General features: G+C 65.9%; 24 protein-coding genes. 15 read left to right on the plus strand and 9 right to left on the minus strand.

Features of this window, described 5'->3' with window-relative positions; genetic code table 11:
• Positions 1–205: 205 nt before the first annotated feature.
• Together BLS55_RS06190 and BLS55_RS06195 are read right to left on the minus strand one after the other, a co-directional pair.
• Positions 206–523 (minus strand): TusE/DsrC/DsvC family sulfur relay protein, encoded by a 318-nt coding sequence (locus BLS55_RS06190; protein WP_008682206.1) that lies wholly within the window; start codon positions 521–523, stop codon positions 206–208.
• 233 nt (positions 524–756) lie between these two features.
• Positions 757–1,437: a CBS and ACT domain-containing protein gene (locus BLS55_RS06195; protein ID WP_092153495.1), complete on the minus strand. Its 681-nt coding sequence runs from the start codon at positions 1,435–1,437 to the stop codon at positions 757–759.
• Between the two features lie 203 nt (positions 1,438–1,640).
• On the opposite strand from BLS55_RS06195, the gene BLS55_RS06200 reads away from it, so the two are divergent.
• Positions 1,641–2,111, plus strand: a complete 471-nt coding sequence (locus tag BLS55_RS06200; protein ID WP_092153496.1) for a hypothetical protein — start codon at positions 1,641–1,643, stop codon at positions 2,109–2,111.
• A 94-nt stretch (positions 2,112–2,205) separates the two neighbouring features.
• Here BLS55_RS06200 and dnaJ read toward each other — a convergent pair whose 3' ends face one another.
• Entirely contained in the window at positions 2,206–3,312 is a 1,107-nt protein-coding gene (gene dnaJ, locus BLS55_RS06205) for a molecular chaperone DnaJ (protein WP_092153497.1), read from the minus strand.
• Between the two features lie 44 nt (positions 3,313–3,356).
• A complete protein-coding gene (rpoZ, locus tag BLS55_RS06210; protein ID WP_092153569.1) occupies positions 3,357–3,593 on the minus strand; it encodes a DNA-directed RNA polymerase subunit omega in 237 nt (78 codons plus the stop codon).
• 300 nt (positions 3,594–3,893) lie between these two features.
• Here rpoZ and BLS55_RS06215 point away from each other — a divergent pair, with 300 nt between their 5' ends.
• Both BLS55_RS06215 and BLS55_RS06220 read left to right on the plus strand, forming a co-directional pair.
• Entirely contained in the window at positions 3,894–4,760 is an 867-nt protein-coding gene (locus tag BLS55_RS06215; protein ID WP_092153498.1) for a tRNA lysidine(34) synthetase, read from the plus strand.
• Between the two features lie 35 nt (positions 4,761–4,795).
• A complete protein-coding gene (locus BLS55_RS06220) occupies positions 4,796–5,695 on the plus strand; it encodes a M23 family metallopeptidase (RefSeq protein ID WP_092153499.1) in 900 nt (299 codons plus the stop codon).
• A 90-nt stretch (positions 5,696–5,785) separates the two neighbouring features.
• Here BLS55_RS06220 and BLS55_RS06225 read toward each other — a convergent pair whose 3' ends face one another.
• Positions 5,786–6,583: a DODA-type extradiol aromatic ring-opening family dioxygenase gene (locus BLS55_RS06225; protein WP_092153500.1), complete on the minus strand. Its 798-nt coding sequence runs from the start codon at positions 6,581–6,583 to the stop codon at positions 5,786–5,788.
• Positions 6,584–6,746: 163 nt separating this feature from the next.
• On the opposite strand from BLS55_RS06225, the gene BLS55_RS06230 reads away from it, so the two are divergent.
• The 12 genes from BLS55_RS06230 (at position 6,747) to BLS55_RS06285 (ending at position 18,443) form a co-directional block, all read left to right on the plus strand.
• Complete coding sequence (locus BLS55_RS06230; protein ID WP_092153501.1) at positions 6,747–7,652, plus strand: shikimate dehydrogenase family protein; 906 nt, start codon at positions 6,747–6,749, stop codon at positions 7,650–7,652.
• Positions 7,643–8,092: a type II 3-dehydroquinate dehydratase gene (gene aroQ, locus BLS55_RS06235; RefSeq protein ID WP_092153502.1), complete on the plus strand. Its 450-nt coding sequence runs from the start codon at positions 7,643–7,645 to the stop codon at positions 8,090–8,092. Before BLS55_RS06230 ends, aroQ begins: the two co-directional genes overlap by 10 nt.
• A 125-nt stretch (positions 8,093–8,217) precedes the next feature.
• Positions 8,218–8,799 carry a 4Fe-4S dicluster domain-containing protein gene (locus tag BLS55_RS06240; RefSeq protein WP_092153503.1) on the plus strand — a complete coding sequence of 194 codons (582 nt, stop codon included), beginning with the start codon at positions 8,218–8,220 and terminating at the stop codon, positions 8,797–8,799.
• Positions 8,796–9,701: a CoB--CoM heterodisulfide reductase iron-sulfur subunit B family protein gene (locus tag BLS55_RS06245; RefSeq protein ID WP_092153504.1), complete on the plus strand. Its 906-nt coding sequence runs from the start codon at positions 8,796–8,798 to the stop codon at positions 9,699–9,701. The genes BLS55_RS06240 and BLS55_RS06245 overlap by 4 nt, the downstream gene beginning before the upstream one ends.
• Complete coding sequence (locus tag BLS55_RS06250) at positions 9,698–11,659, plus strand: CoB--CoM heterodisulfide reductase iron-sulfur subunit A family protein (protein ID WP_092153505.1); 1,962 nt, start codon at positions 9,698–9,700, stop codon at positions 11,657–11,659. Before BLS55_RS06245 ends, BLS55_RS06250 begins: the two co-directional genes overlap by 4 nt.
• On the plus strand, positions 11,647–13,095 hold the full coding sequence (locus BLS55_RS06255; protein WP_092153506.1) for a hydrogenase iron-sulfur subunit: 1,449 nt from the start codon (positions 11,647–11,649) through the stop codon (positions 13,093–13,095). The genes BLS55_RS06250 and BLS55_RS06255 overlap by 13 nt, the downstream gene beginning before the upstream one ends.
• Positions 13,092–14,165 carry a 4Fe-4S dicluster domain-containing protein gene (locus BLS55_RS06260; RefSeq protein WP_092153507.1) on the plus strand — a complete coding sequence of 358 codons (1,074 nt, stop codon included), beginning with the start codon at positions 13,092–13,094 and terminating at the stop codon, positions 14,163–14,165. The genes BLS55_RS06255 and BLS55_RS06260 overlap by 4 nt, the downstream gene beginning before the upstream one ends.
• A gap of 212 nt (positions 14,166–14,377) precedes the next feature.
• Positions 14,378–15,208 (plus strand): FAD/NAD(P)-binding protein, encoded by an 831-nt coding sequence (locus BLS55_RS06265; protein ID WP_092153571.1) that lies wholly within the window; start codon positions 14,378–14,380, stop codon positions 15,206–15,208.
• Positions 15,209–15,562: 354 nt separating this feature from the next.
• Positions 15,563–16,111, plus strand: a complete 549-nt coding sequence (locus BLS55_RS06270) for an HdeA/HdeB family chaperone (RefSeq protein ID WP_092153508.1) — start codon at positions 15,563–15,565, stop codon at positions 16,109–16,111.
• 274 nt (positions 16,112–16,385) lie between these two features.
• Complete coding sequence (locus BLS55_RS06275; protein WP_092153509.1) at positions 16,386–17,027, plus strand: redox-sensing transcriptional repressor Rex; 642 nt, start codon at positions 16,386–16,388, stop codon at positions 17,025–17,027.
• A gap of 2 nt (positions 17,028–17,029) precedes the next feature.
• Positions 17,030–17,839 (plus strand): adenosylcobinamide-GDP ribazoletransferase, encoded by an 810-nt coding sequence (locus BLS55_RS06280; protein WP_257243151.1) that lies wholly within the window; start codon positions 17,030–17,032, stop codon positions 17,837–17,839.
• A gap of 25 nt (positions 17,840–17,864) precedes the next feature.
• Positions 17,865–18,443 (plus strand): nitroreductase family protein, encoded by a 579-nt coding sequence (locus BLS55_RS06285; protein ID WP_092153510.1) that lies wholly within the window; start codon positions 17,865–17,867, stop codon positions 18,441–18,443.
• 718 nt (positions 18,444–19,161) lie between these two features.
• Here the strand turns inward: BLS55_RS06285 and BLS55_RS06290 are convergent.
• The 4 genes from BLS55_RS06290 to BLS55_RS06305 form a co-directional block, all read right to left on the minus strand.
• On the minus strand, positions 19,162–20,757 hold the full coding sequence (locus tag BLS55_RS06290; protein ID WP_257243152.1) for a sigma-54-dependent Fis family transcriptional regulator: 1,596 nt from the start codon (positions 20,755–20,757) through the stop codon (positions 19,162–19,164).
• Complete coding sequence (locus BLS55_RS06295) at positions 20,754–21,719, minus strand: SPFH domain-containing protein (protein WP_092153511.1); 966 nt, start codon at positions 21,717–21,719, stop codon at positions 20,754–20,756. The genes BLS55_RS06290 and BLS55_RS06295 overlap by 4 nt, the downstream gene beginning before the upstream one ends.
• Positions 21,720–21,883: 164 nt before the next feature.
• Positions 21,884–22,372 (minus strand): NfeD family protein, encoded by a 489-nt coding sequence (locus tag BLS55_RS06300; RefSeq protein ID WP_092153512.1) that lies wholly within the window; start codon positions 22,370–22,372, stop codon positions 21,884–21,886.
• Positions 22,373–22,452: 80 nt separating this feature from the next.
• Positions 22,453–23,475, minus strand: a complete 1,023-nt coding sequence (locus BLS55_RS06305; RefSeq protein WP_092153513.1) for a hypothetical protein — start codon at positions 23,473–23,475, stop codon at positions 22,453–22,455.
• Between the last annotated feature and the right edge of the window lie 222 nt (positions 23,476–23,697).

The raw sequence follows: 23,697 nt of genomic DNA on the forward strand, positions 1-23,697 counted from the left end.
GCGCTTACGCCCACACGCCCTGGCGTCTGCTCATGCAGCCGCCAGGGCATTTCAACTTTGAAATGCCTTACGGAACCGCGGGAAGGGATCGTTGGGGAGGTTCGCGCCCCGCCTTGTAGCACCCTTGCGGGGCCGGGCAGGGACAAAAAAAGCGGGAGGGCGAAAACCCTCCCGCTTTGCAGGAAAAATGCTGTAATGGCCGGAACTACACGCAGCCCGTGGGCTTGGGCAGACCAGCCATCTTGCAGGCGCCCTTACCGGGGCCGGAGGGGAAGAGCTCGTACACTTCCTTCAGCTTGTAGCCGGTGTTCTTGGAAAGAATGCGGACCATGGGGGCGATGCCGTTCTTCTTGTAGTAGTCCTGCAGGAAGTCCAGAATCTTCTGGTGGTCAGGCGTGATCTCGGAGATGCCCTCGGATTCCTTCACATATTCCATCCATTCGGGGCACCAGTCGTCAAAACGCAGCAGGAAACCGTCTTCGTCAACTTCAAAGCTTTTACCTTTATAGGTGATCTCAGCCATGCGTGTGTCCTCCTTGGACAGATATTGCTCAACTCCGCCAGGGCCAGGCAGCCCCGACGCTACGCCAACCGGGCAAGCCCGGCCGAATTCCTTCGTAGGCGCGAAAGCGTAACGCAATCACAACGAATGCGTTTATGCCACAAAGAAAAGTCCTTGGCAAGCCCCGGCGGCTTTTTTGCCCTGTGCGCCCGGCGTTGCCGATTTTTTTTGCGTTTTCATTTCAAAAAGATATGTTATGCATCACGGCACGGCCTGCATCCGCGCCCAGCGCAGTACAGCACATGGGCCTGCTTGCCAATGGCCTCCAGCAGGGCCTTTTCCGCTTCGGGGCTGGCCATCTGGCGGATACGCAAAAAAACCTGCCGCATGCCGTCGTCGCCGCTGCTGGCGGTCAGCACCGAAAGCAGCCGGGCATTGTGGGCACGCAGGGTATCAAAAATAGGGCGCATGGTGCCGGGCGCGTCCGGCAGCTCCACGCCCACCTGAATGCCGCCCAGCCGCGCCCCCGTAATGTCCACCAGCGCCTTGAACACGTCCTGGTCGGAAAGAATGCCCACCAGGCGGCCGCTCTCCTCCACTACGGGCAGGCCGCCGATCTTGTGGTCCAGCATGAGCATGGCGGCCTTTTCCACCGTTTCCGCCGGGGAAATGGTGACGGGGTTGGCCGTCATGATGTTCTTGGCCTTGAGCTCGGCCAGCAGGTAGTGCATCTCGTACATGTCCAGCGTGGTGGCTTTGGAGGGCGAGGCGTCGCGCACGTCGCGATCGGAAATAATGCCCACCACATGGCCTTTGTCGTCCAGCACGGGCAACCGGCGGATGTTGTGGTCCTTCAGCAGCTTGCCCACCTTGAGCAGAGAAGTTTCAGGCGTGACGCTCACAACGTCGGTGGTCATCCAGTTCTGTACGAGCATGCTTCCCTCCGGAAGGACGGATTTTGTGGACACCAGACACACGGCCGCGCCCCTCGCGGCCCTTCAGACCCCTATACACCACATCCAGGAACCTGCACAAGCCCGCCCCCGCAACGGCCCCCGCCGCCGTTTCGCAAGCCCCCTTGCGGGCCCCGGGCAAAAGGCGTATGCGGGCGCTGGGCACAAACCCTAAGGAGAAAACCATGAACGCAAGCAAACAGACGTGGAAGCATATGGTTCTGGCCGCCGCGGCGGCTGTCCTGTTTTACGGCCTTGCCCCGGCGACGACGGCAACGGCGGACGACGGCCCGTCCCAGCGGCAGCAGATGCGCCAGCGCCAGGACGACCGCCGCCAGCCCCAGGGCCAGCACCGGCAGGACATGCGCGGCAACAGCGGCCAGCACCGGCAGGACATGCGCGGCAACAGCGGCCAGCATCGGCAGGACATGCGCGGCGACCAGCGCGGCCAGCACCGGCAGGACGGCCAGCATCGGCAGGACATGCGCGGCAACAATGGCCAGCACCGGCAGGACATGCGCGGCGACCAGCGGCGCGACCAGCACCAGGACATGCGCGGCAACAACGGTCAGCGCCCGCCCCGCCAGGACATGCGCGGCAACAACGGCCAGCGCCCGCCCCGCCAGGACAACGGCCCCCGCGAAGGTCTGAACTAACAGGCTCCCTGAGCCGCAAAGCTGAAAGCCCCACGAAACGCAACGTTTCGTGGGGCTTTTTCTGATCTTTTGCGCTGCGGCGCTTTGCGTGCCGCTACTCCAGGCCCATGGCCTTGCTGATCTTTTTGGCGGCTTTTTTCACCTTGGCCAGCGGCGTCTTTTCGCTGGCGGCCGCAAACTGGCGCAACAAATCTTCCTGTTCTTTGGAAAGCCTGGTGGGGGTCAGCACCCGCACCTCCACCAGCAGATCGCCGCGCGCCTGACGACCGGGATAGGGCAGGCCCTCCCCGGCCAGACGCAGCAGCGTGCCGCTCTGCACTCCGCGCGGAATTTCCAGCGGCAGCGGGCCGTCCAGGCCGGGCGCCTCCACCCGGTGCCCCAGCGCGGCCTGCACAAAACTGATCTCCTGCGTGCAGAGCAAATCCTGCCCTTCACGCCGCCAGCGTTTGTCGGTCTCCACCGTCAGCACCACATAGAGATCGCCGGGCGGGCCGCCGTGTTCCCCAGGCTCGCCCTCGCCGCGCACACGCAGGCGCGTGCCCGTATCCACGCCGGCAGGCACCCGCACCACCAGCTCGCGGGTGTCGGTCACCACGCCCTCGCCCTTGCAGCGCGGGCAGGGCTTGACGATAACCTGGCCGGAACCGTGGCACACCGGACAGGGCATGGCGATCTGAAAAAAGCCCTGCGTGCGCCGCACCTGGCCCGAACCGCCGCAGTGGCGGCAGGTTTCGGCCTTGCTGCCCGGCGCCGCGCCGCTGCCGCGGCATTCGGAACAGACCACATGCTTGGGCAGGGAAAGGGTGATCTCGTCCCCTTTGGCCGCCTGGGCAAAAGAAATGGTCAGATTGTAGCGCAGATCGGCCCCGGCCGTAGGCCGCGGACCGCGGGCCGCCGTGGAAAACCCGAACAGATCGCCGAAAATGTCGCTGAAGTGGGCGAAGATGTCCTCGGTGCTGCCGAAGCCCCCTGCGCCGCCCTGCACGCCCGCCTGCCCGAAGCGGTCATAGCGGGCGCGCTTTTCCGGGTCGCGCAGCACGTCATAGGCCTCGGCGGCCTCTTTGAACTTCTGTTCGGCCTCGGCGTCCCCAGGGTTGTGGTCCGGGTGGTATTTGAGGGCCAGCTTCCGGTAGGCGCGTTTGATGGCGTCCGTATCGGCGTCGCGGGCGACGCCCAGCACCTCGTAGTAATCAAGCTCCATCGTGGTTCCGGTAGGCGCGTTGCGGTTGCAGAATGACGGAAGGTCTAGTCCTCGCCCGCCACCGTCTGCCCTTCGGGCAGCGGATTGTACAGGCTGAGGTCGTCAGGCAGCACCCTGCCGGCTGCGATTTCACGCAGGGCCGTCACCACTTCCTTGTTGCGCGATTCCACCAGCGGCTCATAGCCTTCGCGGTACTGATGCACCCGCTTGATGGCCATCTGCACCAGCAAAAAGCGGTTGTCCACACGTTCCTGACAATCTTCCACAGTAATACGGGCCATGCTGCCTCCCTGGAAGGGCTCCGCCGGCGGCCAAAGCCGCAGCCATGCCGGAACCCCTGCCCTGGCATAGAAATATCCGCGCCGCCCATGCGGGCTCCGGTCCGCCGCGCCCCGCGGGACGCGGCCCCAAAGGCCGCCGCGCAGGGTTACGGCATACAACATAATGCCGCCCGTGCCGTTGTAAAGGGCCGGGCGCGCCTTCACGCAGGTTTTGACCTGCCGAAATGAGATATGCTAGAGGCTCTCATCGCCCTTGTCAAGGGCGCAGTCTCTCGCACAGTCTTTCACAGGAGTAGCCTTATGGCAGGCGGCAAGGAAAAAAAACGTTCGTTCGCGCAGGAGGTCTGCGTCAAAAGCGCTGGCAAGGCCATGCAGCGGACGGGAATGCTCTGGCCCGGCTGCCGGGTGGGGGTGGCCGTGTCCGGCGGGGTGGACAGCTTTGTGCTGCTCAAGACCCTGCAAATCCGTCAGGGCATTGTGCCCTTTCCCTTTGAAATCATGGCCCTGCACCTCAACCCCGGCTTTGACCCGCAGAGCCACGCGGCCCTGCCCGGCTGGCTGGCCCGCCACGGCATTGCCGGACATGTGGAGGTGACGGACTACGGCCCCGAAGCGCACTCGCACAAAAACCTGCGCCGTTCGGCCTGCTTCCGCTGCGCCTGGCTCCGGCGCAAGCGGCTTTTTGAGCTCTGCGCGCGCTACGGGCTCACCCACCTGGCCCTGGGGCACAATGCCGACGACCTGGTGCAGACCTTCTTCCTCAACCTCTGCCGCAACGGCCGGGTGGACGGCATGAGCATGAACGAATCCTTTTTCGGCGGCGGGCTCCGCCTTATCCGTCCGCTCCTGCTGGTGGAGAAAAAATACATCCTCAAGGCCGCCCGCCAGTGGGAGCTGCCCGTCTGGGCCAACGCCTGCCCTTCCGCAGGGCACACGGCCCGCAGCGCCATGGGGGAGACCCTGAACCAGCTCTACGCCGTGAGCCGCGACGCCCGACGCTGCGTTTACAACGGCCTGATCCGCTGGCAGATGGAGGCCAACGCCGCGCCCGGTGCGGCCCAGGCGGATGCGGCCCAACCCGATGCGGCCCCGGCAGACCGCGCGCCTGACGCGGCCCTGCGACAGGAAGGCGCGCCCGCCCTGCCCCCGCCGCGGCATTGCCGTTGACAGGGCCGGGACAGCGGCCCTACAGTAATCCCTCCATGCTTTTTGGCAAATATCACATTGTCATCTTCAAGGAAGGCCGCAGCGGCAGCCGCAATCTGCGTCTGCGCGGCTGGTTCGGCTGCATTGCCGCCGTTCTGGCGCTGGGCCTGGTGGCCGCCAACGTCTGGCTTCTGCGGGCCTGGCTTGAGTCGCGCCATCTGGACGACGACCTCCAGAACGCCCAGCGCGTTCTGGAGGACCAGCGCCGCCAGATGGTCCACCTGGCCGAGCGCATCACCGGCGTGAGCCGCGACCTGGAGCGGGTGCAGCGCTTCGACAGCAAGCTGCGCATCATGATGAACATGGAAAAAGACCCGGAGGACGCCGGCGGCGGCCTGGACCGGCCCGGGGATTTTGCCCGCCTCTATCTGCCCCTGCACCGCCAGGAGCTGGCGGCCCGCAAGATGCAGGACTTTCTCGACCGCCTTTCCGAATCCACCCGCCTGGAAGAAGTGCGCCAGCAGGATCTGCTCCTGGCCCTGCGCGAAAACCGCGAGGCCCTTTCCTCCATGCCCACCATCTGGCCCGTGGTGGGCTTCGTATCCTCCAGCTTCGGCTGGCGCTCCTCGCCCTTCGGCGGCCGGGGGCAGTTCCACAAGGGGCTGGACATCACCAACCGCGTGGGCACGCCCGTGGCGGCCCCGGCCCAGGGCGCGGTGACCTTCAGCGGGCACGACGGCGCTTACGGCATCAGCGTGGAGATCAACCACGGCGGCGGCATCACCACCAAGTACGGCCATCTGCAGCGCAGCGCCGTGCAGCCGGGCCAGTGGGTCAAGCGCGGCGCGGTCATCGGCTATGTGGGCAACACGGGCCGCACCACCGGCCCGCACCTGCACTACGAGGTGCGCCTTAACGGCGTGCCCGTCAATCCCATGCGCTATATTCTGGAATAGCGGTGCTGCGGCCCGCGCCTGGGCAGCCCGGTCAGGGGCCGCAACGCGGCGCAGCCCCCGGCCGCGCAGGCCCACGCGCGGCGCGCGGCCTCACTCCAGCGCAAAGCCCGCCAGGGGCGCGCCCATGGCCCGGCCGTGAAAAGCCAGGCTGCCCGGCCCGGCCGCGCCGGCCAGCACCATCAGCGGCAGCAGGTGCTCCTCGCGCGGGTGGGCAAAGCGCGCGCCAGGGGCTTCCTTCCAACGCGCCAGACGCCGGTTGCGCTCCTGCGGCGGCAGGTCGCGCACGCTTTCCGTCAGCCACTGGTCAAAATCGTCCGCGCCGGGAATGGGCGCGTTGTCGCCGTAGCGGAAGGCCCGCATGTTGTGGAAGCTCATGCCGCTGCCCACCAACAGCACGTCTTCGTTACGCAAGGGGGCCAGGGCGCGCCCCAGGGCCAGGTGTTCCTCAGGGTCCAGCCCCTGCCGGAGCGAGATCTGCAGGGTGGGCAGATCCGCCTGGGGGAAGGACAGCAGGCCGGGGATGAAAACGCCGTGGTCAAAGCCGCGCCGGTCGTCCTCGTCCAGGGCTATGCCCGCCCCGCGCACAAGGCTGCGCACGCGCCCGAAAAGCTCCGGCGCGGCAGGCGCGGGCCACTGCAGCGCATAGGTGTGCGGCGGAAAATCGTAATAGTCGTAATAAAGCTCCGGCGCGGGCGTGGTAAGCAGAGTAAAACGCGGCGCTTCCCAATGGGCGGAGATCACCAGCTGCGCTTTGGGCCGCCGCGGCAACTGCGCGGGGATGGAACGCAGCCACGCGCCCAGTTCCGTCCAGGCGTCCGGCGGGTTCCAGTCCATAAAAAAGCAGGGGCCGCCCCCGTGGGGGACGTAATAGGCGGGCATGGTCGGCATAAGTGCCTCCTTTTGCGCCAGTCTACACGCCGCCGGGGCGCAATCCAAGCCCTCCGGCTCCCCCCCGGCAGCCGGGGCTTTTCTTTTGCGGCGGAGTGCGGCACACTTCCCCATATGCCTGAAGGCCCGCGGACGGGCCCAGGACATTTGCCGAGGTGCGTCAATGGAAGATCCGGTCCTGTACGGGGTCACGGGCTGGCCGCTGGCCCAGAGCCTTTCCCCTCTTCTCCACAACACGGGCTTTCACGCCCTGGGCCTGCCGGCCGTTTACTGCCGCTGGGAAGTGCCGCCCCCCAGGCTGCCTGCTTTTGTGGAAAGCGTGCGCCTGTTGCACATCCGGGGCTGCTCGGTCACCATTCCCCACAAGGCGGCCCTGGCCCCCCTGCTGGACGCGGTGACGCCCCTGGCCCGGCAGGTGGGCGCGGTCAACACCCTGTACTGGCAGGGGGATGCCCTCTGCGGCGAAAATACCGACGCGGCGGGCTTTCTGGCCCCCCTGGCGGGCCTGCCCCTGGGCCAGGGCGACGCCCTGCTGCTGGGCGCGGGCGGCGCGGCGCGGGCCGTGGCCGCAGGGCTTACGAGCCTGCCGGAAGGGCAGCGCCCCCGGCGCGTCTATGTGGCCACGCCCTCAGACCGTTCGCACCGGGCCCTGGCGGAAGCCTTCGGGCTTGTTCCCCTGCAGTGGGCGGAGCGGCACGACCTGCCCGCCCTGCTGGTGGTCAATGCCACGCCCCTGGGCATGCGGGGCAAGGCCGAGGCAGAAACCCCCTACGACTTTGCCCTGGCCGCCGCTCCGCTCTCCGGGCAAAAGTCCGGATTTTATGGCGAAAAGGCTGCACAGGCAACGCCTCTGGCCTACGATCTGGTCTATAACCCCCTGGAAACGCGCTTCCTGCGCGAGGCGCGGCTGGCCGGGCGGCGCTGCGTTTCCGGCCTGGAGATGTTTTACTGCCAGGGCGACGCCCAGTTCCGTCTCTGGACGGGGCGCGCCCTGCCGTCGGCGGCGCGGCGCGCTCTGGACGCGGCCCTGGGCGCGGACGCGCGGCACAAGGAGGCCCCATGCGCATAGCTGTCCTGCACGGCGTGAACCTCAACATGTTCGGCCGGCGCGACCCAGCCCAGTACGGCACGGCCACGCTGGCGGACATTGACGCGGCCCTGGCGGCCCTGGGCCAGGAGCTGGAAGTGGCGGTGGACTGCTTTCAGACCAACCACGAAGGCGTCATGGTGGAACGCATCCACGCCCTGGCGGATTCGGACGCGCGGGCCGTGGTCATCAATGCCGGGGCCTGGACCCACTACAGCTACGCCCTGGCCGACGCCCTGGCCATCCTGCGCGTGCCCGTGGTGGAGGTGCACATGTCCAATGTGCACGCGCGGGAGGCCTTCCGGCAGCAGTCGGTGCTGGCCCCGGTCTGCGCGGGCAGCGTCTGCGGCTTCGGCGTGGAGAGCTATCTGCTGGGGCTGCGCGCGGCCCACAGCCTGGCGCTGCGCGGTCAAAACGTGTAAGAAACAAAATTTTGTACCGGTTTCTGCGGCCCCGGACCTAGATTTCCCTCTCTTTTTGGGGTAGTTTGCGTCTGATTTCATACCAAACAGGCTCCTTACCCTCAGCCTCTAACCAGAGAGTTCCCATGAACGACGCCATCAACCTGAGCCGGATGCGCGACACCGCCTTTACGGCGGAAGTAGAGGCGCACAGCGGCCAAAACGTGTCTACCTGCTACCAGTGCGGCAACTGTACGGCCGGCTGTCCGGCAGGTTTCGTGTATGACCTGCAGGCTAGCCAGATCATGCGCGCGGTGCAGCTGGGCCTGAAAGACATGGTGCTGGATTCCAAATCCATCTGGATGTGCCTCTCCTGTTCCACCTGTAGTCAGCGCTGCCCCAACAACATTAACGTGGGCGACGTCATGGAAACCCTGCGGCACATGGCCCGCCGGGAAGGGCGCGTCACCGTGCCCAAGGTGGAAAAATTCTGGTGGTCCTTCCTGGATACGGTGCGCGCCTTCGGCCGCACCTATGAGATCGGCACCATGGCCCTGTACATGATGCGCTCCATGCGCGTTTTCACGGACCTGGACCTGGCCCCGGAGGCCCTCAAAAAAGGCAAGCTGGGCTTCAAGCCCCATGTGCTGCCCCACGGCGCAGCCCCGGTGGCCCGCATTTTCAAGCGCTATAAAGAGCGCGCCAAACGCGAGGGGGTGCGGCCGTGAATTTTGCCTATTATCCCGGCTGTTCGGCCCGCGGCTCTTCGGCGGATTACGAAAAATCCACCCAGGCCGTGTGCAGGGCCCTGAACATGAACCTTGTGGATATTCCGGACTGGAGCTGCTGCGGCTCCACCCCGGCCCACGCCGTGAGCAGTGAGCTTTCCGCCGCGCTCTGCGTGCGCAACCTGGACATCGCCGCCCAGCAGCAGGCCGACCTTCTGCTGACGCCCTGTCCCAGCTGCCTTTCCAACCTGCGCATGGCCTCCAAACGCATGGAGGACCCCGCCTTCCGCGCCAGGGTGGACGAACTGCTGGACGGCCCCGCGGCGGAAAAATTCCCGCCCGTGACCTCCGTCATGCAGGGCATTGCCGCCCAGCTGGACATGAACGCCATTGCCTCCCGCGTGCGCAAAAGCCTCAAGGGCCTCAAGCTGGCCGCCTACTACGGCTGCCTTATGAGCCGCCCGGCAGAGATCATGAACTTCGGCGACCCGGAAAACCCCACCCTTATGGAAAGCATGCTGGCCGCCTGCGGGGCGGAAATGGTGGACTTTCCGCTCAAGACCTCCTGTTGCGGCGCTTCGTTCGGCATTCCCGAACGGAGCATGACGGCCCGCAACACCGCGCGCATTCTGGACCTGGCCACGCGCCTGGGGGTGGATGCGGTCATTGTGGCCTGCCCCCTCTGCCAGATGAACCTGGATCTGCGGCAGGTGCAGGCGGGCGACGCCGCCGCAACGCGCTTCCACCTCCCCATCCTCTATTACACGCAGATGCTGGGCCTGGCCTTTGATCTGCCCAAGACCGACCTGGGCCTGGAAAAGCTGCGCGTCAGCGCTGACGGTCTTGTGGCCAAACTGGACGAACTGCGCCGCGCCGATGCCGCTGAAGGAGGCCGGTCATGAGAATAGGCGTCTTCATCTGCCACTGCGGCAGCAACATCGCCGGCACCGTGGATTGCGCCAAGGTGGCCGAAATAGCCCGCAGCTACCCCGACGTGGTTTACGCCACAGACCCCATGTACACCTGCGCCGAACCGGGCCAGGCCGCCATTGAGGCCGCCATCCACGAAAACAAGCTGGACGGCGTGGTGGTGGCCTCCTGTTCGCCGCGCATGCACGAGCCCACCTTCCGCCGCACGGTGGAACGCGCGGGCCTCAACCGCTATATGCTGGAAATGGCCAATATCCGCGAGCACGTCTCCTGGATCGGCCGGGACAAAGAGGCCAATACCAACAAGGCCGCCGAGCTGGTGCGCCTGGCCGTGGAAAAGCTGCGCAACAACAAGCCCCTGCTGGCCAAAAAGTTTGACGTCACCAAGCGCGTGCTGATCATCGGCGGCGGCGTGGCGGGCATTCAGGCCGCCCTGGACTGCGCCGAAGGCGGCGTGCCCGTGGTGCTGGTGGAGCGCGAGGCCACCATCGGCGGCAAGATGGCCAAGCTGGACAAAACCTTCCCCACCGTGGACTGCTCGGCCTGTATTCTGGGCCCCAAAATGGTGGACGTGGCCCAGCACCCCAACATCACCCTGTACGCCTATTCCGAGGTGGAGGACGTTTCGGGCTATGTGGGCAACTTCACGGTCAAGATCCGCAAGCGTTCCACCTATGTGGACTGGAGCCTGTGCACGGGCTGCGGGGCCTGCACCGAAAAGTGTCCGGCCAAAAAAACACCCGACGCCTTCAATGAGCTCACGGGCAACACCACGGCCATCACCATCGCCTTCCCCCAGGCCATCCCCAAGAAGGCCGTCATCAACCCGCAGTACTGCCGCCAGCTCACCAAGGGCAAGTGCGGCGTGTGCGCCAAGGTCTGCCCCACCGGGGCCATCAAATACGACATGGAGGATGAGGTCGTCACCGAAGAGGTGGGCAGCATTGTGGCCGCCACGGGCTATGACCTCATGGACTGGACCATCTATCAGGAATACGGCGGCGGGGCCTACCCGGACGTGATCACCTCTTTGCAGTACGAGCGCCTGCTCTCGGCCTCCGGCCCCACGGGCGGGCACATCACGCGCCCCTCGGACGGCAAGGAACCCAAGAACATCGTCTTCATCCAGTGCGTAGGCTCGCGGGACAAATCCATCGGCCGCCCCTACTGCTCCGGCTTCTGCTGCATGTACACGGCCAAGCAGGCCATCCTGACCAAGGACCACATCCCCGATTCCAAATCCTTCGTCTTCTATATGGACATCCGCGCGCCGGGCAAAATGTATGACGAGTTTACCCGCCGCGCCATGGAGGAATACGGCACGGAATACATCCGCGGCCGCGTTTCCCAGATCTACCCGGACGGCCAGGGCCAGCTTGCCGTGCTGGGCGTGGATACCCTGCTGGGCCGCCCCGTGGAGGTGCACGCCGACCTGGTGGTGCTGGCCGTGGGCATTGAGGCCAGCAAGGGCGCGCCCCAGCTGGCCGAAAAGCTGCGCATTTCTTACGACAGCTACGGCTTCTTCATGGAAAGCCATGTGAAGCTCAAACCGGTGGAGACCAACACCGCCGGCGTGTTCCTGGCCGGCGTGTGCCAGGGGGCCAAGGACATCCCGGCCTCCGTGGCTCAAGGCTCGGCGGCGGCGGCCAAGGTGCTGGCCCTCTTCGCCAAAGACAAACTGGAAAGCGACCCGCAGATCGCCCAGGTGGACATCCGCCGCTGCGTCAACTGCGGCAAGTGCATCCGCTGCTGCCCCTTCGGGGCCATCAAGGAAGTGGAAATCCGCGGCGAGGGCAAGGCCCAGGTCATTGAGACCGTCTGCCAGGGCTGCGGCCTGTGCACGTCCACCTGCCCGCAGGGGGCCATCCAGCTTTCACACGCCACCGACAACCAGATCCTTGCGGAGGTGAACGCCTTATGCCAGTGCTGACCGGCAAAGAACTGCGGATCGTGGGCTTTCTCTGCAACTGGTGCTCCTACGGCGGCGCGGATACGGCCGGCGTGGCCCGCGCCACCCAGCCCACAGATCTGCGCATCATCCGCGTGCCCTGTTCGGGCCGCATCGACCCTTTGTTTATCGTCAAGGCCCTGCTCAACGGCGCGGACGGCGTGCTGGTTTCCGGCTGCCACCCGCGCGACTGCCACTACGCTGCGGGCAACTTTTATGCCCGCCGCCGCCTGGAAGTGCTCAAGCAGTTCCTGCCCGTGCTGGGCATTGACGAACGACGCTTTGAATACACCTGGGTTTCCGCTTCCGAAGGGCAGCGCTGGCAGCAGGTGGTGACGGTCTTTACCGACCGCATCCACGAGCTCGGCCCCGCCCCCAGGCTGGAAAACGCCGAGCCCCTGCTGGAAGTGGCGGACATGGCCCTCAAATCCCTGCGCCCCCTGGGCACGGGCCAAAAGGCCGCCCTGGCCGAGCTCAAAGAAGCCATCAAGGCCAAGCTGCCTGAGCTGGACTGCGTTATCGGCTGGCAGCAGGGCTACGATGCGGCCCACACCGTGCCCCTGTTCATGCGCACGCCCGAAGATGTGGAAAAGCTGGTCTGGGGGCCCTTCAACGTCAACAACCCCGCCGTGTACCTGCCCTCCTTCAAGGGCAAAAAAGTGGGCGTGGTGGTTAAGGGCTGTGATTCCCGCTCCGTGGTGGAGCTCCTGCAGGAAAACCTCATCCGCCGGGAGGACGTGACCATCTTCGCCCTGCCCTGCGAAGGCACCCTGGATATGGCCCGCGTCAATCAGGAGCTGGGCCGCTACACCAAGATCGACGGCGTGGCCTATGACGAGGCCGGGGTTACCATCACCGCCGACGGCAAGGAGCACCGCTTCTGCATGACAGACTGCGCCCAGGGCAAATGCTACGGCTGTACCACCCCGTCGGCCGTGCTGGCCGACACCCGCCTGGGCGAACCCGTCAAAGTGGAACCCGGCGGGTACACCCCGCCGGAGCTGGCCCTGCTGGATTCCATGAGCCTGGACCAGCGCCTGGGCTTCTGGAAAGCCCAGATGGACCGCTGCCTGCGCTGCTACGCCTGCCGCAACGCCTGCCCCATGTGCGTGTGCCGCGACTTCTGCGTTTCGGACAGCCGCGACCCCCACTGGATGGCCCAGGAAGACTCGGCCAAGGAAAAGCTCTTCTTCCAGACCATCCACGCCCTGCACCTGGCCGGGCGCTGCACGGGCTGCGGCGAATGCCAGCGGGCCTGCCCCGTGGGCATCCCCATTCTGGCCCTGCGCCAGCAGATCGCCCGCGCCGTGGCCCAGCTTTTTGACGGCTACAAGCCCGGCCTCAACCCGGACGACACGCCGCCCCTCCTGGGCTATGAAGTGGTTGAAAAGAATATCCATGAGAGGGACTGGAAATGAGCACCTTCCGCTTTGTCACCCCTGACGGTCTGCCCGCTTTTCTGGCCTTTCTCTCGCAAAACGGCCGCCGCGTGCTGGTTCCGGCGGAAAAGCCGGCCGACAAAATCTCGGTGGTCTTTGAGCCCTGGCAGGAAGGCAAACCCTTTACCCTGGCCAAAGCCACCGTGCCCGCCAAAGAGGCCGTGCTGCCCCAGTGCGAAACCCTGGTGCGCTACAAAAAATCCAAGGATCCTGAAAACCCCGAGCGCGTTTCCATCAGCCTGGACGATACGCCCGAAGCCCAGCCCACCGTGGTCTTTGCCTGCCGCCCCTGCGACGCGCGCGGCTACGCCACCCTGGACCGCCCCTACCTCAAGGGCCCTTACGCCGACCCCTACTACAAGGCCCGGCGCGAACAGCTCACGGTTATCACCCTCACCTGTCCCTGCGGCTGCAACACCTGTTTCTGCCACTGGGTAGGCGGCGGCCCCACCTCCCCCGAAGGTTCGGACGTGCTCATGACCGAGATCGAGGGCGGCTATGTGCTCCAGGCCATCACGCCCAAGGGGGCCGAGCTGCTGGAAGCCTCGGACCTCAAGGACGGCGCGGAGCTCTTCCCCAAGGCCGAAGCCGCCCGCAAAGCGGCCTGGGCCAGCCTGGAACCGGCCCCCAACCTCAAGGAGGCCCCGCAAAAGGTGGCCGCCCGCTTTACGGATATGGAGTTCTGGCAGCACTGGACAGACCGCTGCCTCTCCTGCGGCGCGTGCACCTACTTCTGCCCCACCTGCTACTGCTTCACCATCACCGACGAAGGCGAAGGCCTGAGCGAAAAGGGCGGACGCCGCCTGCGCAGCTGGGACAACTGCATGTCCTCCCTCTTCACGCGGGAGGCCAGCGGCCACAACCCCCGCACGCTCAAGGCCCTGCGCATGCGCAACCGCGTATCGCACAAATTCTCCACCTATCCTGAAAACTGGGGCGTGTTCTCCTGCAACGGCTGCGGCCGCTGCGTCAGCAATTGCCCCGTCTGCCTGGACATCCGCGCCATTGTGCTGGCCGCCATGGACGACGGGCAGAGCACCAAGGAGTAGGAGCAGCCATGGCAACCAAAAAATCTTCCGCCAAAACCAAACCCTCTGCCGCGGCCAAGCCCGCCGCTACGGCGGCTCCCGCCAAGGAGGCCGCGCCCGTGCAAACCGCGCCGGCAACGCCCAGGCCCGCGCCTGAGGCCCAGGCCGCGGCCCCCAAGGCCCCCGCGCCCAAGCCCGGCCAGGCCCGCCACACCATCAGCCCCCGGCCCATGATGCCGGGCAACCCCTATAAGCCTATGCCCGCCACCGTGGCTGAAGTCATCCAGGAGACGGGCAACATCAAAACCCTGCGCGTAGTGCTGGACGACGCCGAAACCATGCGCAACTTCCGCTACGAGCCCGGCCAGGTAGGGCAGCTTTCCGTGTTCGGCGCGGGCGAATCCACCTTTGTCATCAATTCCCCGCCATCCCAGAAGGACTACCTGCAGTTCTCCGTCATGCAGGCGGGCGAGGTCACGGCGGCCATCCACCGCCTCTCCCCCGGCGACAAGGTGGGCGTGCGCGCCCCCCTGGGCAACTTCTTTCCCTACAACAGCTGGAAGGGCAAGGACATCTTCTTCGTGGGCGGCGGCATCGGCATGGCCCCCATCCGCACCATCATGCTCCACCTGCTGGAACACAAGGCGGACTACGGCAAGATCAGCCTGCTCTACGGCGCGCGCAGCCCCCGCGACATGGCCTTCAGCTACGAAACCGAAGACTGGCTGCGCCGTCCCGACCTGGACTGCACCCTTTGCATCGACGCCCCCTTCGACGGCTGGGAACACAAAGTGGGCCTCATCCCCAACGTGCTTCTGGAAATCAACCCCAAGCCCGACAACTGCGTGGCCGTGCTCTGCGGGCCGCCCATCATGATCAAATTCACGGTGCAGGCCCTGCAGAAGCTCAACTTCGCGCCGGAAAACATCGTCACCACTCTGGAAAAACGCATGAAGTGCGGCATCGGCATCTGCGGCCGCTGCAATATCGGCGGCCGCTACGTCTGCGTGGACGGCCCCGTCTTTACCTGGAAGCAGCTCCAGGAACTCCCGCCTGAATTGTAAGCGGGGCATTGTGGAGGGGAAGGAAACTTTTGTTCACAAAAGTTTCCTTCCCCTCCACGCCCCCATCCTTCAAAAAACCTTTTTCTGCTTGCGCTGCCTGGCGTTCTTTGGCTTATCTGCGGATACGACAACAGGTTATGCGACGCAGCAGTCGCCTCGGCTGCGGCATTTCAGCTCTGAAATGCCCTAAAAGCGTTACCCTCTTCAGGACAATGCGCAGGGCGTACCGCATCCCCCTGGCGTGTCCGCACCAGCCGCAGGGGCGGCAACCCCGCGCCCCCACAGCGCAGTTGACAGACAGGCCGCACTGGGCGATGGAGGGAGGAGCGCACTGCGCCAACAAAGGAAAAATGTATGCAAAAAATGCTTGCTTGCTGCGGCCTCGCCATGTTGTGCCTGGCCCTGCCCCTGACCGCCCGCGCGGAGAACGATCAGATCGACCCCAAAACCTACATCTGCGCCGAGCTGCTGGCCCAACCCACCACGGACGGCGGGCAGCCGCCCGTTTTTGAGGCCCTGCAGATCGACGGCTACGCCAGCGCCCTGGCGGGGCAGCCCGTGGCGGATCCGGAAAGCCTGGCCCCCATGCTGGGCCAGGTTTTCGCCGCCTGCCAGCCCAACCCCGCGGAAAAAGTCCTCGCCGTCTGGCAGAAAGCCCGCAAATCCCAGGCTGCCGCCACAGACGGAAAATGGCGGGCGGACAAGACCACCTGCGCGGACTATAACGCCAACCCGGACGACGGCAGCGGCTTTGTCATCTGGCTGGACGGCTACCACCGCGCCAAAAGCGGCAAGGACGCTTCTGTGCTTTCCAGCGACCAGGCCCTTAAAAGCTATCTGGACGCCTGCGCCAAAAAGCCCACGGCCCTCATGCTGGACGTCATGGATGCCCAGGCCCGATAGCCCTGCGGGCGGCGCAGCTGCACTTACAGTCAGGCGCATTGCCGTCGCCCCTGGGCGGCAATGCGCTTAACCTTTGTCGCCTTTTTGAGTATACTTTTCCAGCGGGCGCTTGCGAGCGTGTGCCGTCGACGACTTTTTTCCGTTTTTCTGCGCAGTTGCCCTGGAGGAGACGAAAAAGGGGGCCGGCTTGCACATTTGCCGTTTTTTGGTAGATACTTTATTCACATGAGGACGTTCTCCCTCCACACCACCGCGGCAGTCAGAAGGTACATCTATGGTCACCCCTCCCAAAAGCAAACATATCCCCCGAGCCACCATCCAGCGCCTCGCCACCTACGTTCAGGTTCTTGAAAATTTCGCCCGCGACAATGTGGAAGTCATATCTTCCAACCCCCTGGCCGAAGCCTGCGGGGTTAACGGTTCCCAGGTGCGCAAGGATCTTGCCTACTTCGGGGAGTTCGGCATCCGCGGCGTGGGCTACCACGTCAAATCCCTCATCGCCGCCATCACGTCCTCCCTGGGCGTGGACAGAGAATGGCGCATGGCCCTCATCGGCGTGGGCAACCTGGGCAAAGCCATTCTGAACCACGGCGAGTTCCGCGCCCGGGGCTTCAACATCGTGGGTATTTTTGACTGCGATCCCTTTAAAATCGGGGAAATTGTCCACGGCCTGGAGGTGCACTGCACCCGCGACCTTAAGGACATGGTGGACGACCTCAATATTGAAATCGGCATCATCACCACCCCGCCGGAGCGCGCCCAGCGCGCGGCCCAACATCTGATGGACGCGGGCATCACCTCTATCCTCAATTTTGCCCCGGCGCGCATCAAGGTGCCGGAGCGGGTCAATGTGGAGTATGTGGACTTTTTTCACCACCTCTATTCCCTGGCCTTCAACCATCCGCACACCCGCTGAGCTTGGCCCTGCCCCGCCTGTGCGCCTCCGGCGCACGCCGACTCGCCCGCGAGGCCCTGCGCGCCTATGACGCCCTGGCCTTTCTGAGCCGCCTGGTTCCCCCCCGCCGCGGGGCAGGCGCCGCCGCCCTTACCGCCAGCGTTCCCTTCTTTCCCCTGGCCGGGCTGGTGCTGGGCTTGGCCTTTGCCCTGCCCCCCCTGCTGCTGCTCCACACCCTGGAGCCCGCAGCCGCCCCGCTTGCGTTGCTGACTGCCGCCTGGCTGTGGCTGGCCGCCGAAATCTGGGCCACGCGCGGCCTGCACTGGGACGGCCTGGCCGACCTGGGCGACGCCGCAGGCAGCGGCGCGCAGGGCGAACGCTTCTGGGCCGTGCTGCGCGACAGCCGCCTGGGGGCCTTTGGCGCGCTCCATCTGCTGCTGGCCTACAGCGGGCTGTGGGCCCTTGCGGCCTGGCAGCTCCAGCAAGGGCACTGGGCTACGCTCATCCTGGCCCCGGCCTGGGGCCGGACAGCGGCCCTTTGGCTGGCGGCCCTGGCCCCCGCGCGCGAAGCGCACTCCCTGGGCGGCCTGGCCCGCGCCGGTCTTACCCCGCGCCTGGCCTGGGGCTACGCCCTGCTGGCCCTGGCCCTGCTCTGCGGGCTGGCCGCCGCCCTGGCCCTGCCCTTCTGGCGCGTGCCTTGCGCGGCCCTGGGCCAGGCCCTGCTGCTGACGCGCATGGCGGCCCTGGCCAGGCGGGAGGGCGGCCTTTCCGGCGATTTTCTGGGGGCGGCCATCCAATGGAGTCAGTTGTGGTTTCTGCTGCTTACGGTGTAGGCTGTCACCAACCAAGGAGGACGCTATGGATTTTCACGCACTGGTCACGGCGGCGCGCACCTGCCGCCGGTTTGAGGAAGACAAGCCCCTGAACATGGCGGATCTGGAGTGGCTGGCGGACTGCGCCCGCCTGGCCCCTTCGGCCCGCAACGCCCAGGATCTGCGCTTTGTGCTGGTGGGCCCGGGAGACATGTGCGGGCGGCTGTTTGCGCTGACGCGCTGGGCCGGGGCGCTCAGGGACTGGGGCGGCCCGCAGCCGGGCGAGCGGCCCACGGGCTTCATCGCCATTCTGCTGCCCACCAAAAGCAACGACCTGCACCTGGTGGATACGGGCATTGCCGCCCAGACCATGCAGCTGGCCGCCGCCAGCCGGGGCTGGGGCTGCTGCATCATGCAGGCCTTTGACCACCAGGCCGCGCCCAAGCTGTTGGCCGTTCCCGATGCGTATACAATGGCGCTGGTGCTGGCCTTCGGCGTGGCCAAGGAAAAGCGCGTGCTGGCGCCCATGCCGACCGCGGGCAACGCCCCCTACTGGCGGGACGCCCAGGGCGTGCACTATGTGCCCAAACGCGCGCTGACGGATCTTATCCTGGCCCGCTATTAGAGCGGATTAGCTTTGAGGACAGACATTCTCAAAGGTTACGGCACGCTCGTTTCGGCGCTTAACAGCGCAAATAACCTGCGCTTACGCTTCCACAGCGGGCGTCTCTCACGCAGCCGCCAGGGCATCTCAAAGTTGCCATGCTCTAAAAACGCAGCTTACCCTTGAGGACCGCACGCCCTCAAGGGTAAGCAGGACGCCCGCTTCCGGCGCTGAACCGTGCAGCAAAGCAGCCCGCGCGCCTTTGCGGCGTGCGGCCGCAGAAGACTGGGCAGTGGATGGCCGCCGCTTTCGGCCCAGTTTCTGCCCGGCCCCCACGGCGGCAACCGGTTCTCCACGCAGCCGGGCAGGGGGGCGCAAAAAGAGCCGGACGCCCGCCGATCGCGCGCGCGGGGCCGTCGCCCTGACCCTGCGCGCCGTTTTCAGCATCGCGTCCGGCCCTGTCCGGCAGGCCCTGCGCTGTGCGCAAGGCGAAAGCCAGACGCTTGCGGATACGAAAAATCCTTCCTTCGCCCACGCCCTTCAAGCACACCTTTTGCCTCGGCGGGCAAGCCCTTCACCCTGGCGCGCACACCGCAGTCGCGTGCGCCTATGCGACGGCCGCCTCTTGCGCAGCCGACGGAACGCATCCGGCGTAAGCCGCCCTGCCAGAAGCCGCCAACGCGCCCAGTGGACAGCCGCCCTTGCTCAGGGCTGCATGGCGCAGCTGCGGCCGGGGCTCTTACGCTTTTTCCTTGTTCTCGCCTTCGGACAGGGCCGAAGGCAGAAAGCGGCGGTGGTCAATGCCGTACTTCTTCATCTTGTAATAGATGATCCGGTAGGTGATGCCCAGGTCGCGGGCGGCCTGGTGGATGTTGCCCCTGGCGTTTTTGAGGGCGTCCACAATAAATTCCTGTTCCATGCGGGCGATGGTTTCCGTAAAGCCCAGGGAATCCGCCGTGCGGCCCGTGCTGCTGCTCTCGGCGCTCTGCAGGGTGCTGGGCAGGTGGTGGGCGCGCAGCACGGCGTCGTCGCAGATGAGCACAGCGCGTTCCACCACGTTTTTCAGCTCGCGCACGTTGCCGGGCCAGTGGTATTGCAGCAGAAGGTCGATGGCCGGGGTGGAAATGCGCCGCACCGGACGGTTGTACTCCTTGCTGAACATCTGCAGGAAGTGTTCGGTCAGGGGCAGGATGTCCTCGGGCCGCTCCCGCAGGGGGGGGATGAACACAGGGAAGACGTTGATGCGGTAGTAAAGATCCTCGCGAAACTGCCCCTGCTCCACCAGGTCTTCCAGCGGCCGGTTGGTGGCGCAGACCAGGCGCACATCCACCTTATAACGGCGCTCGTCGCCCAGGGGCTGGATTTCGCCTTCCTGCAGGGCGCGCAGCACCTTGGCCTGGGCCGTCAGGGAAAGGTCGCCGATCTCGTCCAGAAAAAGCGTGCCCTTGTCCGCCTGGCGGAAGAGGCCCGCGCGGTTCTGCACCGCGCCGGTAAAGGCCCCTTTGCGCCAGCCGAACAGCTCCCCCTCAATGAGCTCTGCGGGCAGGGCCGCACAGTTGAGCATGACCAGGGGCTGGGCCCGGCGGGGGCTGGCCGCGTGCAGGGCCTGGGCCATAAGCTCCTTGCCCACGCCCGATTCGCCCCGCAGCAGCACCGTGGCCCGGCTGGCCCCGGCCTGGGTCAGGCGGCGCAGCACATGCCGCAGACTCTTGGAATTGGCTATGACCGAGGAAGGCGTGCCGCTGACCAGAGGTTCGTCCGGCAGCATGCAGAAGTGCTGTCGGGCCAGCTCTTCCTGCAGGCGGGCCACCTGGCGGCCCACCAGGGTGGCCACGGTTTCCAGGAAGCGGCAGCGTAGGTCCAGCTCTTCCTGCGGGGCCGTGGGCGTATCCGCGCTGAGGGTGCCGATCACTTCAATGCGGTCGGCGTTGTCCACGCGCACGGGCACGCTGATGAAGGCCAGGCGGGCCATTTCTTCTTCGCTGCGGCCGAACAGGCGGTTCTGAAAATCCTCCCGGCCCTGCATGCAGGGCACCACAATGGGCTTGCCCTCGGCAAAGACCTGCCCGGTAATGCCGGAACCGGGCGCGTAGGCCGCTTCGGGCGCGTCGGCCTGGCCGTAGGAAAGGGAAAGCCGCAGCTCGCCGCTTTCCGGATCCTGCACCACGATGTGGGGGCGGTCAAAATGCATGTCCTCGGCCAGAGCCGTGAGCAGCTCCTGCAAAGAATCGCGGAAAGAATGGCCAGGGGCCAGGGCCGCCAGCACCCGGTTCAGGGTGTCCAGGCACTGGCCCGTGCCCATAAAGGTATTGGCAAAAGGCTGTCGGTCGTTCATGAAGCTGCGTGCTCGCCGGAGCCCGGCCTGGCGGCCAGCCCCCGACCCGGTTTGATGATGCCGCTCACGGCGGCCACCATGCCCGCGGCATCGGCGATGTCGGCGGGGATGATCAGACTGGTGCCCTCGCGGGCCAGACGCCCGAACTGGTCAATGTAGGCCTCGGCCAGGCGCAGCTGGGCCGCGGCCACGGGGTCGTCGCCCAACTGGCCCGCCACAATGCGCAGGCCCTCGGCCGTGGCCGTGGCCACGGTGCGGATCTGGGCGGCCTGGCCTTCGGCCTGGTTCATAAGCGACTGCTTTTCGCCTTCAGACTGCGCAATGGCCGCAGCCTTGGCCCCTTCGGCCAGGTTGATGCGCGCCTGCATCTCGCCCTCGGACTGCGCAATGGCCGCCCGTTTTTCCCTTTCGGCGCGCATCTGCTTTTCCATGGCCTCCATGACCGTCACGGGCGGCGTAATGTCGCGGATCTCGTAGCGCAGCACCTTCACGCCCCAGGGCGCGGCGGCGGCGTCCAGGGCCTCCACCACTTCCTGGTTGATGCGGGTGCGCTCTTCAAAGGTTTTGTCCAGCTCCAGCTTGCCGATAACCGAGCGCAACGAGGTCTGGGCCAGCTGGATGGCCCCCCATTCGTAGTCCGAAATGCCGTAGGCGGATTTCTCCGGCGTGATGATCTGCAGATAGAGCACGCCGTCAATGTCCACGCTCACGTTGTCTCTGGTGATGCAGGTCTGTTTGGGCACGTCCAGCACCTGCTCCTTGAGGCTGCGGCGGTAGGCGATGACGTCCACAAAGGGCACCAGCAGGTGGAAGCCCGCGTAGAGCACCTTGTGGAATTTGCCCAGGCGCTCCACCACATAGGCCGACTGATTGGGCGCGACAACAGCGCTCTTGACCAGCGCAATGACCACCAGCACGGCCAGCAGAACCAGCCAGCCGTATTCCGTCACAAATGTTTGCATAGGCACCTCAAACGGTCAGGGGGGGGGGACGACCGTCGCAAGAGTGGGGGGAAGGGCGCACAGCGCCCAAAGCGGCGCGCTGCGGGGCGCGCCTGCGGCGTCGGCAGACGCCGGAGAAACTCCGTACAGCTTCGAGAAGGCCCGTTCTCAAAGGTTAAAACAGCTTACGCGGCGTCTTTTTTGCTCGCCGCCGCGCCGGGAACAGGGGCCACGCAAAGCACCAGGCCGTTGTCGGCCTGCGCGCCCAGCACGGCCGCAGGCGCGCCTTTTTCCAGCGGCACGGCGCTCACGGCCCGCCAGAAGCTGCCGCCAACGCTCACTTCGCCCTCCGCGCCGGGGCGCAGGGCCTTGCTCACCACGCCGCGCGCGCCGGTCAGAGGATGGGGCGCCGGCGCGTCCTCATCGTGGGGCGCGTCCCCGGCTCTGGCCCGGCCGCCGAACACCTGCCGCAAACGCCGCCGCAGCACCGCCAGGCTGCACAGCGCAACGGCCATAAAGACCACCAGCTGGCCGGAGAGCTCCAGCCCCAGCAAGGCGGCCAGGGCTGCCGCCCAGGCCCCCAGCCCGAAAAACAGCAGAACCAGGGCGGGGGTCAGCAGCTCCGCCAGCAGCAGGGCCGTGCCCAGAAAAAACCAGAGCAGTGGCGCGTGCATAAGACGTTTATCCCCTCAGGCGACGCCGGGCGCGCCCTGAGCGTAAAAGGGACGGCGGCGGAGGCGCTCCGGCCGCTGCGCTACTGCCTGCGCTGCGTGCCGGGTTGTGGCTCCCGGTCAAAATCAATGATCCGTCCCTGCAGCCAGACGTAGGCGTCCACTTCGTGCCCTGCCTCCGGCTCATAGCCGCTGCAGGCCATTTTTGAAGCGTACACGGCCAGACGCAGGGCCGGGCGGCTCTCAAAGGGGAAGCTCAGGTACAGCAGCTTGACGGGCATTTTTTCCAGCTGGCAGTCCTGCACATCTTCCACCGTGCCGCGCATCTGGTACTCGCAAAAATTTTTGCCCGGCATGATCATGTGCTTGCCGCCGATATTCACCTTCAGGGGCGGCACGTCCAGGCGCTCCTTGCCGGGATTGGCCGCCAGCCAGGCCGCCGCGTGGGCCTCAAACTGCGGGCCCCTGGTGATGGTGATCTCGTCCAGCAGGGCCCGACGCAGGCCGTAAGCCAGCCCGGCCAGCAAAAAGGTGTGCGTCACCCCTGCGGTCAGGTCGTCCCTGTCCCGCCCGTACAGCGGATCATAGAACCACATGGGGTTCCTGCCTTCCAGCATGCTCACGGCCACATTGGCGTCCACGCCCGTTTTCCAGGGGTGGACGTCTTCCACAGTAAGGTCGTTGGGCAGGCCGTCAAGCAGCGGCGCGGCCGAAACCGGGCGCAGCTTGCCGCCCTCTTCCCCGGCCACCAGCACCGCAGCCCGCACGGGCTGGTCCTGCGGCCAGGCCAGCAGCACATGGTCCTGGCCTTCCCGCTTCCACTGCCAGGCCGGGCGCGTGCCGCCCTCGTGCATGACCGTGGCCGCAATCTGCCCCATGACGGCTTCCGGGTTCTGCCCCGTCAGCACGGCCCAGGCATCGCCCAGCGTTTCCGTATGCGCGCGGTTGGCCGCCATAAGCCGGGCCCGCACTTCTTCTTCCGTGGGGCCCTGGTCCGCCAAAGGCTCGCCCTGCGCGTCCACCCGCACCCACTCTTCGGCTTCCGGCGCGCCCGCAGCGGCGTCCGCCGGGGCAGCGGCAGAATCTTTTGCTGTTTTTTTGACCATATGCGTCATCCTTGTGGTCAGGGCGGGGAATCCTGGGCAGGGAGGGAAAACTTTTGTTCAAAAAAGTTCCCTTCCCCCCGCTCCCCATCCTTCAAAAAACTTTCCTTTCGCCGGGAACGCGCCGGGCGTACCCTGGATGCTCGAAGGCGCGCGCCGTGCGGCAAGGGCGGGGCCCAAAGCCGCACGGCCTTCAAAGGGTCAGGGGGCGGCGCGCCGCCCCCG

Origin of the sequence: Desulfovibrio legallii (assembly GCF_900102485.1) — a bacterium.
GTDB classification, from domain to species: domain Bacteria; phylum Desulfobacterota; class Desulfovibrionia; order Desulfovibrionales; family Desulfovibrionaceae; genus Desulfovibrio; species Desulfovibrio legallii_A.